Genomic DNA, 15,333 nt, shown 5'->3' with positions numbered 1-15,333 from the left:
TACATGAACAGAAGAAGAGCGAGACCGCCGAGAGTTCTGCTCCTCACTCTCGTCCTCGCCTTGTTCAGCGGACTCTTCGTGGGGGTCGGCAGTGGCCCGGCAGCCGCCGCCGGCGAGATCGAGGCGTGGAGCGTCAGCCATTTCCGTTCCGCGACCTACAACATCCGGAACTCGAACCAGCCGCACCGCTGGGAGGAAATAGCCGGGCTGGTCGCGCGCAACGACGTCGTGGCACTCCAGGAGGTGCGGGACGACCCGTACCGCGGCGACGCCAACGGGGCCAACGGTTTCGAGGACGAGCGGGTGCTCGGGGAATGGCAGAGCACCCAGGGGCGATGGGTGCGCCTGCTCTCGTACACGTGGACCCCACCCGGTGGGCGGCAGGTGTTCGTCTACAAGTTGACGAACATCAGGCAGCAGCGCGCGGTGGCCCTGATAGTCCGTGCGCCGATACCGACAGATGACTTCTTCCTCGTGCCGGAGGTCGCGGACGACGTGGCGTCCAAGGCCATGCTGGGCGCGATCGTCCCCAATGCCGCCGGCCACGAGGGAATCTTCTTCAGTGCTCACGCCCTCAACGGCGGTGGCGACGTGGGCGACCTGGTCCGCACCGCGTCGGGGGCCGCCAACGGCCGGCCGTGGGCGGTCATGGGCGATTTCAACACCATCCCGACGTGGGACAACCAGCTCCCGCCGGGCGCCCGGTTCGTGACCAGCGGGAACCCCACCTACCACTGCGGCGTGGGGGGCCAACGGCGCAACGAGTACGACTACATGGTCACCAACGACCAGGGCCCCCTGACGGCGACGGCGAACCCGGGCACGTCGAACTCCCCTTCCGACCACTGCACGGTGGAGTTCGAACCCGTGCCCGTGTGTGCGGCGTTCGGCGTGAGGGGAGCGGACGCCCCGTGCGTGCCGCCGGCCCCCGATGCCGCACGCAGCACCGGGGTGAGTTTCGTCAACCGCACGGGGTGCGACCTGACGCTGGAGTTTCACGCGCTGTCGCACGGCATCTGGTCCGCCGCCCCGCCCGAGCTCATATTGAGGGAACAGGGCGCGGCATGGGCGTCGGAGAGTTCGGGGCTCGCGACGGGGACGGAGGGAACCGTCCGGTACGTCACCCAGAACTGCCTGGAACCGAGCGACGGCAATCGTCAGATCCAGTTGCACTGGAACAACCCGTTCATCGGATCCAACGGCTACGACGAGAACGGCAGCGACTTCTCCACGTTCAGGGTCGAGCGGCAGGGCGGCGCCGGGAACAACGCCACCGTGATCTGGACCGCACGGCAGAAGCCGACGGCCGTGGTGGCGATGGGCGACAGCTACATCTCCGGCGAGGCCGGACGGTGGGCCGGCAACGCGAACACCGGGAACGCCGGTTCCGCCTGGGGCACGGACCGCGCCGCGTCCGGCTGCAACGCCGACGAGAGCAGTTGCCGGCCCGATCTGGAGGAGGTCTACGGACACACCTCCTACGACGGGGGCAACCGCTGCGACCGCTCCGACGTCTCGGAGATCGCCGGCGCCGAAATCGACGGCATCCCGCCCGAGCGACGGTTCAACCTGGCCTGTTCGGGGGCGACCACGGACCACGTGCTCCGCAGCGGGTTCAAGGGGGAGCGGCCGCAGGTCGAGCAGCTGAAGGACCTCGCGAGGCACTACCGGGTCAGGACGATCGTGCTTTCGGTGGGCGGCAACGACCTGGACTTCTCCGGGATCGTGTCGGGCTGCGCGCAGCGCTTCCTGTCCGGCTTCGGCGCCTGCAGGAGCGGCCAGGACAGCGCCTTCCGGAGCAAGCTCACCGGGGTCGAGGACAAGGTGGTGGAGACCATGAACGGCATCCACTCCGCCATGCGCTCCCAGGGCTACGACAGCAGGTACTACCGCCTGGTGGCCCAGTCCTACGCGGGCCCGATCGCCCGCAGCGCCGACATGCGGTACCCGACGGAGAGCTACGAGCGCTACACGTCGGGCGGCTGCCCGTTCTACGACGAGGACGCCACCTGGGCCCGCGACGAGGTCATCCCCGCGATCAGCACGATGATCAGGAGCGCCGCACGCCGCGGGGACGCCTTCTTCCTCGACGTGCAGGACGCGCTCGCCGGCCACGAGCTGTGCCACAAGGGCGCCGAACAGGCCACCGCGGCCCACACCCTGACGTCGCCGCTGCCCGCGGCGAAGGCGGAATGGGTGCGCTGGGTCCCCTATCTGCTGCTGCCGTGGGGATCCCAGGGCGACCAGCAGGAAGCCGTCCACCCGAACGCCTACGGGCAGAAGGCGCTCAGCGGCTGCCTGACCCAGGCGAGCGGTCAGATCGGCATCGGCGGCCGGGAGTTCCGCTGCACGTCCACGGCCGGCTCCGCGCAGCCCTCCGTGCAGACGGTGGAGTACGACATCCGGGCTTCCGCGAACCTCCACAAGGAGAACCGCCGCACCGGACTGGGCGGTGACCTCCCGGACTGGAGCAAGGCCGGCTACCGGGGCGGCGAACTGCTGCCGCTGGTGGTCAGACTGGGCAACCCGCGCTGCGCGATCACCCCTGAGGAACTGGCGGAGCAGTACGACGTGAAGTCCGACGACGGTCAGGACGACACCGCCGGCATCCAGAAGGCCATCGACTACATCCGCACCTCCTGCACCCCCTACGCCTCACGGAACAACCTCTCCCTGATCGAACTGCCCCGCGGCACCGTCGAGGTCAGCAAGCAGGTGTCCGTCGACGCCTCCTACCTCGTCATCAGGGGCCGGGGCACGACGCCCGGAACCGGCACCAAGATCGTCTTCCGGCCGGACGCCGCGACCAGGTACGACACCCTGTACCAGGGCAGCCGCTGGGACCAGGACGCGATGCGCTACGAGTGCCCCGGCAAGCTGGGCGGCTCGATCACCGGCACGGGCGGGTGGATCTGGCCCGGACGTGCCCTGTTCCGCGTGCAGACCCGCGAGGTGTCGGCCAAGCACCAGCGCATGTGCGGCGACATCTCCTCGATCCCGGAGAACCGCCGGGACCTCTTCGAGGGCTCGGTCAACCAGCACTGGGAATCGGGCGTCACCCTCGTCGAGAACCCCGCCACCCCCGGCTACGCCGCACGTCAGGGCGACACCACCATCCCGCTCAGCGGTTCCGCCGACATGTCCGCCTTCAAGCCGGGCGGCTACCTGTGGGTCGGGGCCGCGAACAGCGTGGCCTTCTACGACAGCCAGGGGATCGGCGTCACCGGCATGTCGGGGGAGAAGGAGAACCTCCACATGCGTCAGCAGGTCTTCGTCATCTCCTCCGTCGACAGCGCGGCCCGCACCGTCACCATCGACAAGCCGCTGGAATTCGACGTCCCCGTCAACTCCGTCTCCGACGGCTCCCCGCCGATCGACAACACCATCTACCCCAGCAAGGTCACCCCGCTCAAGATGATCACGGACGTGGGGTTCGAGAACTTCACCTTCACCCAGCAGATCGACGGCCTGAGCGCCGAGTGCGCCGCTCCGGCCCCGAACTGCGCCACCCACAACTACGGCAACCTCGCCCCCGAGGCGGCCATGCACGGCATCGTGTTCAAGTGGGCCGCCAACTCCTGGGTCCGCGGGACCAGGGGCGAGATGACCGGCTCCCATCCCGTCGTCACCGAGGTCGCCAAGAACCTCCAGATCCAGGACAACTACTTCGACGGCGCCTGGAACAAGGGCAAGGGCGGCAACGGATACCTGCGCGGCTCCCGCGTCTGGGACTCCCTCTACGCCTTCAACACCACCCGGAACCTCCGCCACTTCACCTTCCAGTGGTCCGCCTCCGGAAACGTCGTCTTCGCCAACGACTTCGACTCCGACCTGAACCTGCACGGAGGCTGGGAACGCCGCAACCTCTTCGACAACAACACCGTCCACGTCCCCTACAACCACTCCTCCGGCAGCTGCACCGTCAACTGCGGCGGAGAAGGAGGCGTCGGCGACAAGGGCACCTGGTGGCCGATCTACTGGAGCGCCGGCTACAAGGCCAGCAAGTGGTCCGGTTCCAGCGGTCCCCAGAACGTCTTCTTCAACAACGACCTGACGAAGCAGACCGTCAAGAACGGCCCCTACCAGCCCTACCAGTCCTACTCGACCCGGGGTCGCGTCTACCAGTTCGGCTCCGTCGAGGGCTCCCCGCAGTCCTTCAAGCCCCTCGACTACGGCACCGGCGACCCGAACCCCATCCCGGACTGGGCCGGAGAGGAGAACAGGGACTACACCGGGGGACTCGGCGTCGACGGCAGCCACCGGGACGGCGGTGACTCCCTCTTCGTGAAGACCTACCGGCCCTGACGGCCACCACTCCCGCGACACCAGGGCCGTACCCGCCGACCGGCGGGTACGGCCCTTCGGCGTGCGGGCCGCCGTCCGGCGCGTACGACCCCGAGCCGGTGTCCCGCGCGGCCGCCGACATCCCACCAGAGCCCGCCGATCAGGAACCTGCGGCCGCCCCGATCGCGTCAGGTCCGGGACGCCCTCGGCGCCGGAGCCGCGGGCGCATGGGGGGAACGGCGGGGGAGTGGGCATGCAGAAAGGCATGAAGGAGAACACGAAGGAAAGCAGCCCGTTCGGACCCGCGGCGAACCGCTCCCCGCACGAGGCCCCGCACATCCCGGCGCAGTTCATGAAACGGCTGGAGCAGTGGCGCCAGGAGAGCCTCGATCTCGTCGAGGAACACCGGCGCACGATCGCCCGCCTGGAGCGGAAGCTGGCCGCGGAGACGGAACGCCGACGCGCGGCGGAGCACGGCGTGGAGCAGGCCAAGGCTCTCCTCCGGCAGGGCCGGAGACTTGAGGAGCACATGGACTCGGTTCTGGCCGGCCTGGCGAAGGAGATCGGCAACGGTTCCCCGGCGCCCGGGACGGCGGAGCTGGAGCGGCGGCTGGAGGAGAGCGAGGGGGACCGGGCGACGCTGAGGGCGCTGCTGGAGGAGAGCGAAGCCGAACGGCGGGCGGCCGTACGGGCCCGCGACGCGCTCGTCGCCCGCTACCGGATCTCCGGGCACGACGACTCGGGCGACGCCGACGTCCGCACCCTGCGGGAACTCCTGGAGGCGCCGACCTTCGCCGAGATCCTGGAACGCGCCCGGCAGTACTGCACGTGCCTGGCGATCACCGCCGACCCCGGGGAGTCGCGGAAGCTGGAGCACCACAGCAAGGCCGTACGCTGGCGGGCCCGCCTCTCCGACTCCCTGGCCACCATGCAGATGTACGCCGAGGCCAAGAACCTCGCGCGGGCATCCGGCAACGGCAGCGCCGGCGCCGGCTTCGCGAACCTCCGCGCGTACTGCGCGTCCCTCGACACCCCGCTGATCAGCGAACAGAAAGTCGCCCACTACGAAGGGGAACTCGCCCGCAACAGCCCACGCGGACGGTCCGGCCGCACGTGTCCGGTGCCGGCGGAGGTCTCGCGGACAGGGACGGCGGTCATGGTCGAACACATCCGCATCGGCGACGGCGAACCTCCCGCACCGCGGCTTCACTTCCTCGACGACACCGACCGCAGCGGCCTGATCGTGGTCGGGTACTTCGGCGACCACCTGTTCAACGCCCAGACGAACTGAACGACCTTCCCGGGACCGGACCCGGGCCTGGTCCCGGACCCGGGAAGGCTCGCCAGGCCCGGATGTCAGTGGGGCCGTATACCGTCCCGCCCATGGCTGACACGGAACTGACCGCACTGCTCGACGCCCTGAACAGCAAGCGCAAGCACGTCCTGGACATCCTGGAGGGCTTGGACGAGGAGGCGCTGCGGCGCCCGGTACTGCCGTCCGGCTGGACGTGCCTGGGACTGGTGCACCACCTCGCACTGGACGACGAGAAGTTCTGGTTCCGCGCGGTCGCGGCGGGGGAGCCGACGGCGATCGAGGAGATCCTCGGGGCCGGCGAGAGCGCGTGGCAGCCCGCGCCGGAGCTGACGGCCGAGGAGGTCTTCGCCCTCTACCGCGAGGAGGCGGAGCTCGCGGACGGCTTCCTGGCCGGCGCCGACCTGAACGCGCCCCCGGCCTGGTGGCCGGACTTCTTCGGCGACTACCGCCTCGACAGCCTGCGCGAGGTCATCCTCCACGTGATCACCGAGACGGCCACCCACGCCGGCCATCTGGATGTCGTGCGCGAACTCATCGACGGCCGCCAGCGACTGGTCGTCCCCTGAGGGGAGCCCCGCCCCCCACCGCCGACCGAGATCGTCCAGCGCCGGGGGCAGGGCCGACGCGGCCGGCGCGACAGCACGGGGCCAGGACCTCGTCGAGGACGGTGAGGGCGGCAGCAGGTGGAAGCGCTGGAAGCCGAAGCCGACGGTACGGCGGTGGGCGGCGGGCCCGCGGGAGCGCAGGGCCGTCGCCTCGGTGCCGTCGACCCGCACGGAGCCGGCGTCGGCGCGTTCGACGGCGCCGATCAGATGCAGCGGGGTGGACGCGCCCCACCCCGAACGGCCGGCGAGGGCGACGATATGCCCGGCGGGGACCGCGAGGCCGATGCCGTCGGCCGCCGTGATGACTGTCGCGCCCTTGCCGAAGGCCCTGGTGAGTCCGGTGACCTTGACGGCGGCGCCCGCCGGTCCCGCCGCCCGGTCCGGTCCGGTGAGCGACGTGACTTCCTGAGCGGCTCCGCCGAAGTCCGCTGCTGATCCGCATCTGCGGTACGGACCTGACCGCCCCTGGGGGACGGGCTCTGGGGCGAAGCCCCCGGGAACCCCCTGTTCCCGCACCTCGGCGGAGCTGCTCGGGGCACGCCTCGAAGCCGGGTGTGAGCTTGTGGAAGGATCACGGGATGCTGCGACTCACCGATTTCATCATCGACTGCCCGGACACGATGAAGCTGGCGGCTTTCTACTCCGAGGTGACGGGCCGTCCGATCAAGGAAGGCAGCTCCGAGGACTGGGCCGGCATCCGGTTCGGCGAGATCGAGCTGGCATTCATCCGGGTGGACGACTACCGCGCTCCGCAGTGGCCGGACAGCGAGCACCCCAAGCAGTTCCACCTCGACTTCGAAGTGGACGAGATCGAGTCCGAGCAGCGCCGCGTCCTCGACCTCGGCGCGACGCTGAGGCAGGACTTCATCGGCCCCAACGGCTACGGCTGGCGGGTCTACACCGACCCGATCGGCCACCCCTTCTGCCTGTGCCGCAACAAGGGCGTCATCTGGACCGACCAGGGCCCGATCTGGCCCAAGCGCGACTAGGGCGTGCACCGAAAGTGGATCTTGAGGTCAGATGGTCTCGCTTCGTGGCACGTGGAGATCTGACCGATGTGCAGCGGGCCCGCCTAGAGCCGCTGCTGTCAGTGGGCAAGAAGCCGGGACGCCCTCCGGTATAGACCAGGCGACAGCTGATCGACGGCATACGGGGGCGAACGCGGACCGGGGCACCGTGGCGGGATGTCCCGGAGCGGTGCGGGCCCTGGGAGCGGGCGTACGACCTGTTCCGCCGCCGGCAGCGAGACGGCACCTGGAAGCGGATCTTTACCGAGCTGCAGGCCCAAGCCGACGCGAAGCGGCTGATCACCTGGGACATCGACGTCGACTCCCTTGTCTGCCGGGCCCACCAGCACGCCGCCGTGGCACGGAAAAAGGGGACCTGCAGGTCGAGCCGCCCGGCGGCGTCGACACCGAGCCGGACGACCACGGGCTCGGACGCTCGCGCGGCGGCCTGATCACCAAGCTGCACTTGGCCGTCGAGCATGGCCAGAAGCCCATGTCGACCGTGATCACGGCCGGGCAGCGCGGAGACTCCCCGCAGTTCGAGCCCGTACTGAGAAGATCCGGGTAGGTCGCGTCGGGCCCGGCAGGCCCCGCACCCGGCCGAACCGGGTGCGGGCCGACAAGGCGTACGCCTCCCGCAAGAACCGTGACTACCTGCGGCGGCGCGGGATCCGCTGCACCATCCCGGACAAGGCCGACCAAGCCCGCAACCGCAAGAAGCCCGGCTCCCGCGGCGGCCGTCCGCCGAGTTTCGACAAGATCGAACATCGCGAGCGGCACGCGGTGGAGTGCGGGACCAACCGCCTCAAGAAGCGCCGGGCGGTAGCCACGCGCTATGAGAAGCTCGCCGTCCGCTACGAAGCGACTGTCCTGGTCGCGGCCATCAACGAGTGGTTGTGACCAGCCCGTTCACCAGGGGTGGGGGTGCGGCCGTCAGTGGTGGCCCAGCACGTTGACCACCCGCCCGCTGGGGTCGCGGACGAAGAACCGGCGCACGCCCCACTCCTCGTCCTGCAAGGGGTGAACGATCTCCGCATCGCTCGCTTGCATGACGGCATAGGCCGCATCCACGTCGTCCACCTCGATGCTCATGTCGGGGGTGACAGGCGCGCTCTTGTCGCTGGTCATGACGCTGATCTGCGCCGCTGGACTGGACGGGGAGGCGAGCGTCATGATCCAGCCGTGGTTCATGACCTCCTCGAAGCCCAGCAGGCCATAGAACTCCCGGCTCTCCTGCGCGGCCTCCGACTGGATGTTGGGCACGACACGGCGAACGGCCATCGACGACTCCAAGTGAGCAAAAGTGTCTCTATGTCTCCCCAGAAGTACTACGACACGTCCGCCGCCGCACGCACTTCCGATACACGCCCTGCTGCTCCTGGAGAAGGGCGTCAGCCGGGCTCCCGGTGAGCACGGCAGCGGCGAAGGCACCGGGCAGGGCGGCACGCACCGCCGGCCGCAGGCTCGCCGCCCGATGACCCGCCGAGTCCCTGGGCGCGGGCGGGTCGTGCCGAGCCGGGGCAGGGCGGGGGCGGCGGGGACGGCCGCGGCCGCCTGCGTGGGCGAGACGTCGAGACCGGACAGACCGGTGGACGGCAGAGGGAGGGCCGTGCCGAGCGCTCCCGCGGCGGCGGCGAGCAGGGCCGTCTCGCCGAGGACGAGCGCGGTGACCCGACCCGGGCGCGGGTCCGGCCCGGACGAATCGGCACGGCGAGTTCGCGTCCGCAGTCCCGGGCGGCGGCGGACGCGGAGCCGAGGAGGAACAGCGCGCGGACGCCGAGGGCGAGGACCGGACAGCAGGAGGCTCTTGCGGTCGGCCGCCTCCACGATCCGTACGGCGGCACCCTCGAACGACCGGCTCTCGGTGGGGAGGCGAGCTCCGGATCCGCCGCGGCCGTCTGCGGGGCACGATCGTCGACGAGAGCATGGTGCCCGCGCCGACACCCGGGCAGGTGGTGATCGCCCACCGCGTGCCGGACCCCGGGGGGCCGCGAACCGGCGAGGTCGTCGTCCTGGTCGAGCCCGACCCCCTGACACCCACCCCAGGCGGCCGGCGGCCGACGGACGGCGTCGTCCGGAGACGGCGTGCACGGATGCCCGGCGCTTCGTTCGCTTCCGTCGCCTCAGTCGCCGCTCGGGCCGGGCGGGGCGGCGCGCCCTCCCGCCTCCGGTGCCGCTCCTCCCGCCTCGGCCGACTGGCGGAAGGCGTCGAGGAGGGTGCGCAGGACGGGCTGTCGCAGGGAACCGGTGCGGATCACGGCGTGGATCGCCCTGACCGGCTCGGGGTGCCTGATGCGGCGGACCACGACGCCGGGGTGTCGGGCGCTCAGCCCGAGCCGGGGGACGAGGCTGACGCCGAGTCCGGCGGCGACGAAGCCCTGCGCGGTGGCGTAGTCCTGCGAGGTGGCCGCGAAGTCCGGGCTGAAGCCCGCCGCGGCACAGGCATCGGTGACGGGGGCGAGGCAGGGACCGGGGGGTTCGCTTCGGACCCAGGGTTCACCGGCGAGGTCGGCGAGGTCGAGTACGCGTCTGGGGGCGAGCGGATGCCCGGCGGGGAGGACCGCCCGGTACGGGTCGTCGAGCAGGTGCACGACATGGAGGCCCTGCCGGGGCGCGTCGGCCGGGGGCCGGACGACCAGCGCCAGGTCGGCGTCGCCCCGGTGCACCTCGGCCACCGCGTCGTCGGGGTCCGTCAGCCGAGGGTCGATCGCGACCGCCGGGTGGTCGCGGCGCACGCGGGCCAGGGCGGGCGCCAGCAGGGTCGGTCCCACGGAGGCGAAGTAACGGACGGCCAGCCGGCCCTCGCGCCCGGCGCGCAGATCGGCGAGCGCGGTCTCGGCCTCGGCGAGGTGCTCGCTGATGACGGCCGTGTACCGGGTGAGCAGCAGCCCGGCCTCCGTGGGCCGTACTCCCCGGCCGACCCGTTCGAGCAGCGTGGTCCCCGCCTCCTTCTCCAGGGCCGCGATCTGCTGGCTGATCGCGGAGGGGGTGTAGCCGAGGTGCGCGGCCGCCGCGGTCACCGACCCGCTGGTGATCACGGCGCGCAGGACCTGCATGCGCCTCACGTCCATCATGAAGAACAGCTTAAAAGAAGTGTAGAACCTTTTTCTTGTCCTTCCGAGAAGAGTGCGGCAGCGTTCCTGTTCAGGAAACCCGTCAGGAGGCAGCCGTGAACGGTGTCATGGACAGGAGCCGGACAGGGGTGCGCATCGGCGTGCTCGCCCTGCTCTGGGGTTCGACCTTCCTCTGGATCGAGGTGGCCCTGGAGGCGCTGACACCCGTGCAGGTGACGTTCGGCCGCTGCCTGCTCGGAGCGGTCACCCTGCTGGCCCTCTGTCTGCTCTCCGGCCGGCGGCTGCCCCGCGACCCCGCCGTCTGGGGCCGGATCGCCGTCGCCGCCTTCTTCTGCAACGCCCTGCCGTTCACCCTCTTCAGCTTCGGGCAGCAGAGCATCGACTCCGGCGTCGCAGGCGTCCTGAACGCCACCACCCCCCTGTGGTCCCTGCTTCTCGGCGCGGCCGTCGGTACGGAAGGAGCGCTGCGGCCGGCCCGGGTGGCCGGCCTGCTCCTGGGGTTCGCCGGCGTGGTGCTCATCTTCGCGCCGTGGCAGGCCGACGGGTCGGGCGGCTGGGGCGCCCTCGCCGTCATCGGCGCCGCGGCCGGTTACGCGGTCGGTTTCCTGTTCATGAGCCGCCACCTGGTCGGCAAGGGCATCCCGACCCTCGCCCTCTCCGCCGCGCAGCTCACCGCCGCGACCCTCCTCACCGCGCCGACCCTGGCGGCGGGCGGCCTGGAACCGGTCGAGATCACCCCGGGACAGCTGGTCGCCACGGTGATCCTCGGCGTCGTCGCCACCGGCGTCACCTTCCACCTCACCTACCGGAACATCGCGGCCGAGGGCGCCACCCACACGGCCACGGTCGGCTACCTGCTGCCCGTGGTCTCCGTGGCCCTGGGGGCCGTCGTCCTCCACGAGGACTTCAGCCTCCGGATCGCCCTGGGGATGGCCGTCGTCCTCGCCGGTGTCGCCCTGACCCGCCGGTCGGCGCCGCCCGGTTTCCCGCCACGGTCCCCGGGCCGACGGCCCGCCTACGAGGGCCGCGGCCACCGCTGAGCGGATCCGCCGCGGACGCGGGGGTCACGGACCCCGCTGGTCGCCGGGTGGCGCCATCCGGCTGCCGGTGGGGCCGGGCGGGGAGCCGGCGGGCGGCCCGGGGGAGGGTTCGCCCGCCGCGAGGTGCTCCAGGACCTCCACCAGTTCCTCGCAGGCGCGGCGCACCGAACGGCGGGTCGCACGCTGCTCGGTGATGATCGAGGCGAGGAGCAGGGCGGTCAGCGCGGCGGCACCGTTGAACGTCTGGAGTTTGATCATGATCTCGACCTCCGACAGGCCGAAGAACGCGCCCTTGTCCGCGTCCGCCCCGAAGGTGGCGAACACGGACGCGAAGAGCGCGCACAGCACGCCGCCGACGAACTGGAAGCGGAGCGCCGCCCAGACCAGCAGGGGGAAGACGAGGAAGAGCAGGCTCATGGGGCTGAGCACGGCCACGGGAACGAGGACCAGGGCCGTCAGCCCCAGGAGGACGGCCTCCTTCCAGCGCCGCGCCGGGAACCGCACGGACGGCTCCGCGAGTGCGAGCAGGAGCGGGGTGACGAGCAGCACCCCCATCGTGTCGCCCACCCACCAGGCCAGCCACACGGCCCAGAACTCGTCCCTGTCCAGGGACCCCGTCGCCACCTGCAGTCCGACGCCCGCGGTCGCGCTGATCAGCATGGCGCCGAACCCGCCGAGGAAGACCAGCGCGAGCCCGTCCCGCAACCGCGCCATGTCGTGCCGGAACCCGGCCCGTCTCAGCAGCAGGAGGGAACAGAGCGGCGCGACGGTGTTGCTCACCACGTTGACCACGGTGGTGGGTCCGGGGGTGGTGAGGGAGGCGATGACGAGGAAGGAACCGAGGGCGATCCCGGGCCAGACCCGCGTGCCGAACAGCAGCAGGGCGGCGACGGCGATGCCGGTGGGCGGCCAGATGGGGGTGGCCACCGCGCCCCCGACGACCAGGCTGCCCAGCAGGCCGAGCCGCCCGGCCGCGTAGTAGCAGGCCGCCGTGGCCAGCGAAATCAGAGCCACCTCGGTGAAGGGCCGGAACTGCCGAATAACCAACACGTCCGCCATCAGACACCGGCGGAGCCGCCATGACGGGGCAAGGACGCCTGCGTGTCGGACGTCACCGTACGTACGGGTCCGCCTCGATGCGCCCCTCCCTCCTTCACCCCTCGGCCGTCGGCCGGGCCGGGCCGCCGTCATGGCCGACGACGAGGACGGCCGCGTCGTCCTCGTGCCCCACGGTGGCCGCCATCTTCATGACGGCGGTGGCGAGGGCGTCGACGTCCAGCCCGGCGACGGCGGTGATCCCGGCGAGCCGGGTCACCTGGTCCAGCCCGTCGTCGAGGTGGAGCGAGGGCCCCTCCACCACCCCGTCGGTCAGGAGGACGAAGACACCGCTGGTGGTGAGCCGGCGGCGCGTGGTGGGGTAGTCGATGCCACTGAGCACCCCCAGGGGAGGCCCGCCCTCGCCGTCGTCGATGCCGGAATGGCCGTCCGCGGTGGCCCAGATGTGGGGGATGTGGCCGGCACGGGCGTACTCCAGGGTGCCGGCGGCGGGGTCGAGCCGCAGGAAGGTGCACGTGGCGAAGAGGTCGGCGCCCAGGGAGACCAACAGGTCGTTGGTGCGGCCGAGCAGCTCTCCCGGGTCTCCCGTGACCGAGGCCAGCGCCCGCAGGGCCACGCGGACCTGCCCCATGAAGGCGGCGGCCTCGATGTTGTGCCCCTGTACGTCACCGATGGACATGCCCATCTGCCCGCCGGGCAGGGGAAAGGCGTCGTACCAGTCACCGCCCACGTTGAGCCCGTGGTTGGCGGGCTCGTAGCGGACGGCCAGCCGGGCACCCGGAAAACGGGGAAGGTCCCGGGGCAGCATGCCCTGCTGAAGGGCTACGGCGAGCTCGACGCGGGAACGCTGCGTTTCGGCCAGCTCCCGCGCCCTGGCGGTCAGCCACCCGAGCCGGACCAGAAGGTCCTCGCCGCTGTCGGCCGGCCGTCTGCGGAACATCGATCACTCCGCCGTCACGAGAATCCCCGCATCAACCCGTTCCGTCTCCGGCGTGCAGGACCATAGGGACCACCTCGGTGGGAACACTTCCCTCCCCACTGTGCCCGCAGAGCACGACCCCCGCATCTCATCGACCGCGCGCTCCGGTTTCGGTGCTTCCGCGACCGGCTGTGCGGTGAGGGGGCGGAAAACGGCTCGCGAGGCTCGCGGGACGGATGACAGGGTGCGACGCATGCCGCCCCAGTATCAGATCCGTGCCGATCACGATGCCCGCACGATCGTGGTCTACCAGGCGTACGCGCCCGCCGTCGCCGACGCCGCCTTGAGGGCGGGCCGCTTCGTCGCGCCGTTCTCGTTCCAGAGGATGACGTGGATCAAGCCGTCGTTCCTGTGGCTGATGCACCGCAGCAATTGGGCCCGCAAGCCCGCGCAGGAGCGTGTCCTCGCGGTGCGGATGACGAGGGAGGGCTGGGAGGAGGCCCTGTCCCGGGCGGCGCTCACGACCGGGGATCCGGCGGCCGTCGCCGAGGCGGCTGTCCACGTCCAGTGGGACCCGGAGCGTTCGCCGCGCGGGGCGGCGCTCAACCACTACAGCATCCAGGTGGGGATCGGCCGCCGTCTGATCCGCACGTTCACCGACGACTGGGTGGTGGGCCTCACCGACCTCACCCCACGGGTCCGCAAGGCTGCTTCCTTGATGCAGAACGGGCATGCCGCACAGGCGCGCCGGCTGTTCCCGGCAGAGCGCGTCTACCCGCTGCCCAGGGCTCTGGAGGACCGTCTGTTCCCGGGTGGGTGAAGGCCGCCGGCCGGGGCACCCGGCTGAACCGAGCCGCTCCGCACCGAGCCGGTTCAGCGGCTTGAAGGGACAGCCGGCGAAGCGACGGCATCCGACACCCGGCAGCCGAGATCTGGCGCCCGGTCACTCGAACAGCGGCGGAATGCCCTGCCCCATCCCGCCGTCGGCGTGCAGCACCGTCCCCGTCGAGAACGTCGCGTCGAACCCGAGGTACAGCACCGCGGCCGCGATCTCCTCCGGCTCTGCGTGCCGCCCCAGCGGAGTGAGCTGCGCGCCCTCCTTCTCATTGGCGGCCCTCCCGTCGGCCCGTGCCCCACCAGGCTCTCACCCAGCGACGAACGCGTTCGTTACGATCAGGGCATGACTGCGAAGCGAGAACCGATCAGCAGACGTGAACGACCCGCGAAGCCCGCCCTCACGCGGCGGGGGATCGTCGGGGCGGCGGTGCGGGTCATGCGGTCCGAGGGGCTGGAGAAGGTGACCATGAGGCGCCTGGCCCAGGAGCTGGACACCGGCCCGGCCTCGCTGTACGTCTACGTCGCCAACACCGCCGAGCTGCACGCGGCCGTCCTGGACGCGCTCCTGGGCGAGGTGGAGCTGCCCGCCGACCGGTCCGGGACCGGCTGGCGCGAGGATCTCGTCGCGGCCCTGACCTCCTACACCCGCCTGCTCTTCGAGCACCCGCAGCTAGCCCGCTCCGCCCTGGTCGCTCGCCCCAGCGGAGCGAACTACCTCGACCTCGTCGAACGCCTCCTGCGCCTGCTCTCCCGCAGCGGTGCCCCGCGCGAGCAGGTCGCCTGGGGCGTGGACAACCTCCTCCAGTACGCGACCGCCACCGCGGCGGAACACGGCACCCAGGAAAGCGACCCCACGAGCCGGGACGACTGGGACGCGCTCACCCGCGCCGCGCACGGCGTGGACGAGTCCGAACACCCGATGATCAAGGCGCACCTCCCGGCCCTGCTGTCCGGCACGCAGGACGCCCGTCTGTCCTGGGGCTTCGACCTCGTGATCAACGGCATCCTCCACACCCCCGTCCCGCACGCCACTGTCTGATCCCTGCGCCCCTGAGCTGGGACTTCCCGTTCCGTGGGGCCGTTTCGCGGTCCCGGTCCCCACCGGGACCGCGCGGGTGGGACGCCGCGCACCCTCGAGCGAACTTGTTCGCTACGAACATGTTCGTTACGGTGGAAGAGCGGCCCGACAGAGGGCG

Annotated in this window: 11 protein-coding genes and 3 pseudogenes; 8 read left to right on the top strand and 6 right to left on the bottom strand. The window is 71.2% G+C overall.

Going from position 1 to position 15,333, the window contains the following annotated elements; all coding sequences use genetic code 11:
- The first annotated feature begins 3 nt into the window (after positions 1-3).
- The 3 genes from IE326_RS34380 (at position 4) to IE326_RS34370 (ending at position 6,165) form a co-directional block, all read left to right on the top strand.
- Positions 4-4,305 carry a GDSL-type esterase/lipase family protein gene (locus tag IE326_RS34380; RefSeq protein ID WP_190044371.1) on the top strand — a complete coding sequence of 1,434 codons (4,302 nt, stop codon included), beginning with the start codon at positions 4-6 and terminating at the stop codon, positions 4,303-4,305.
- A gap of 232 nt (positions 4,306-4,537) precedes the next feature.
- The gene (locus tag IE326_RS34375) at positions 4,538-5,575 is read left to right on the top strand and encodes a hypothetical protein (protein ID WP_190044370.1); all 1,038 of its coding nucleotides are present in this window, start codon (positions 4,538-4,540) and stop codon (positions 5,573-5,575) included.
- Positions 5,576-5,667: 92 nt separating this feature from the next.
- Positions 5,668-6,165, top strand: coding sequence for a DinB family protein (locus IE326_RS34370; protein ID WP_150233363.1), 498 nt, complete (start codon positions 5,668-5,670; stop codon positions 6,163-6,165).
- Between the two features lie 162 nt (positions 6,166-6,327).
- Here IE326_RS34370 and IE326_RS41945 read toward each other — a convergent pair.
- Positions 6,328-6,720: pseudogene (locus tag IE326_RS41945) on the bottom strand (ATP-binding cassette domain-containing protein); the annotation flags it as partial.
- 62 nt (positions 6,721-6,782) lie between these two features.
- Between IE326_RS41945 and IE326_RS34360 the strand changes: the two are divergent.
- Positions 6,783-7,193: a VOC family protein gene (locus tag IE326_RS34360; RefSeq protein WP_190044369.1), complete on the top strand. Its 411-nt coding sequence runs from the start codon at positions 6,783-6,785 to the stop codon at positions 7,191-7,193.
- 44 nt (positions 7,194-7,237) lie between these two features.
- Positions 7,238-8,111: pseudogene (locus tag IE326_RS34355) on the top strand (IS5 family transposase).
- 33 nt (positions 8,112-8,144) lie between these two features.
- Here the strand turns inward: IE326_RS34355 and IE326_RS34350 are convergent.
- Positions 8,145-8,492: a VOC family protein gene (locus tag IE326_RS34350; RefSeq protein WP_150233357.1), complete on the bottom strand. Its 348-nt coding sequence runs from the start codon at positions 8,490-8,492 to the stop codon at positions 8,145-8,147.
- An 842-nt stretch (positions 8,493-9,334) separates the two neighbouring features.
- Positions 9,335-10,285, bottom strand: a complete 951-nt coding sequence (locus IE326_RS34345) for a LysR family transcriptional regulator (protein WP_190044368.1) — start codon at positions 10,283-10,285, stop codon at positions 9,335-9,337.
- A 107-nt stretch (positions 10,286-10,392) separates the two neighbouring features.
- Between IE326_RS34345 and IE326_RS34340 the strand changes: the two genes are divergently transcribed.
- Complete coding sequence (locus IE326_RS34340; RefSeq protein WP_190044998.1) at positions 10,393-11,325, top strand: DMT family transporter; 933 nt, start codon at positions 10,393-10,395, stop codon at positions 11,323-11,325.
- Positions 11,326-11,349: 24 nt separating this feature from the next.
- Here IE326_RS34340 and IE326_RS34335 read toward each other — a convergent pair whose 3' ends face one another.
- Together IE326_RS34335 and IE326_RS34330 are read right to left on the bottom strand one after the other, a co-directional pair.
- Entirely contained in the window at positions 11,350-12,384 is a 1,035-nt protein-coding gene (locus IE326_RS34335; RefSeq protein ID WP_190044367.1) for an MASE1 domain-containing protein, read from the bottom strand.
- Between the two features lie 94 nt (positions 12,385-12,478).
- Positions 12,479-13,321, bottom strand: coding sequence for a PP2C family protein-serine/threonine phosphatase (locus IE326_RS34330; protein ID WP_190044366.1), 843 nt, complete (start codon positions 13,319-13,321; stop codon positions 12,479-12,481).
- Between the two features lie 232 nt (positions 13,322-13,553).
- Between IE326_RS34330 and IE326_RS34325 the strand changes: the two genes are divergently transcribed.
- Positions 13,554-14,120 carry a DUF4291 domain-containing protein gene (locus IE326_RS34325; protein WP_150233349.1) on the top strand — a complete coding sequence of 189 codons (567 nt, stop codon included), beginning with the start codon at positions 13,554-13,556 and terminating at the stop codon, positions 14,118-14,120.
- A 123-nt stretch (positions 14,121-14,243) separates the two neighbouring features.
- On the opposite strand, the pseudogene IE326_RS34320 reads toward IE326_RS34325, so the two are convergent.
- Positions 14,244-14,408 (bottom strand): annotated as a pseudogene (locus IE326_RS34320) (SDR family oxidoreductase); the annotation flags it as partial.
- Positions 14,409-14,480: 72 nt separating this feature from the next.
- On the opposite strand from IE326_RS34320, the gene IE326_RS34315 reads away from it, so the two are divergent.
- The gene (locus tag IE326_RS34315; RefSeq protein WP_190044365.1) at positions 14,481-15,176 is read left to right on the top strand and encodes a TetR/AcrR family transcriptional regulator; all 696 of its coding nucleotides are present in this window, start codon (positions 14,481-14,483) and stop codon (positions 15,174-15,176) included.
- Positions 15,177-15,333: the final 157 nt, after the last annotated feature.

This window comes from Streptomyces filamentosus, assembly GCF_014654895.1.
GTDB lineage: Bacteria > Actinomycetota > Actinomycetes > Streptomycetales > Streptomycetaceae > Streptomyces > Streptomyces filamentosus.
The sequence above is the reverse complement of the archived record's forward strand: the minus strand, read 5'-3'. Positions and strand labels throughout refer to the sequence as shown.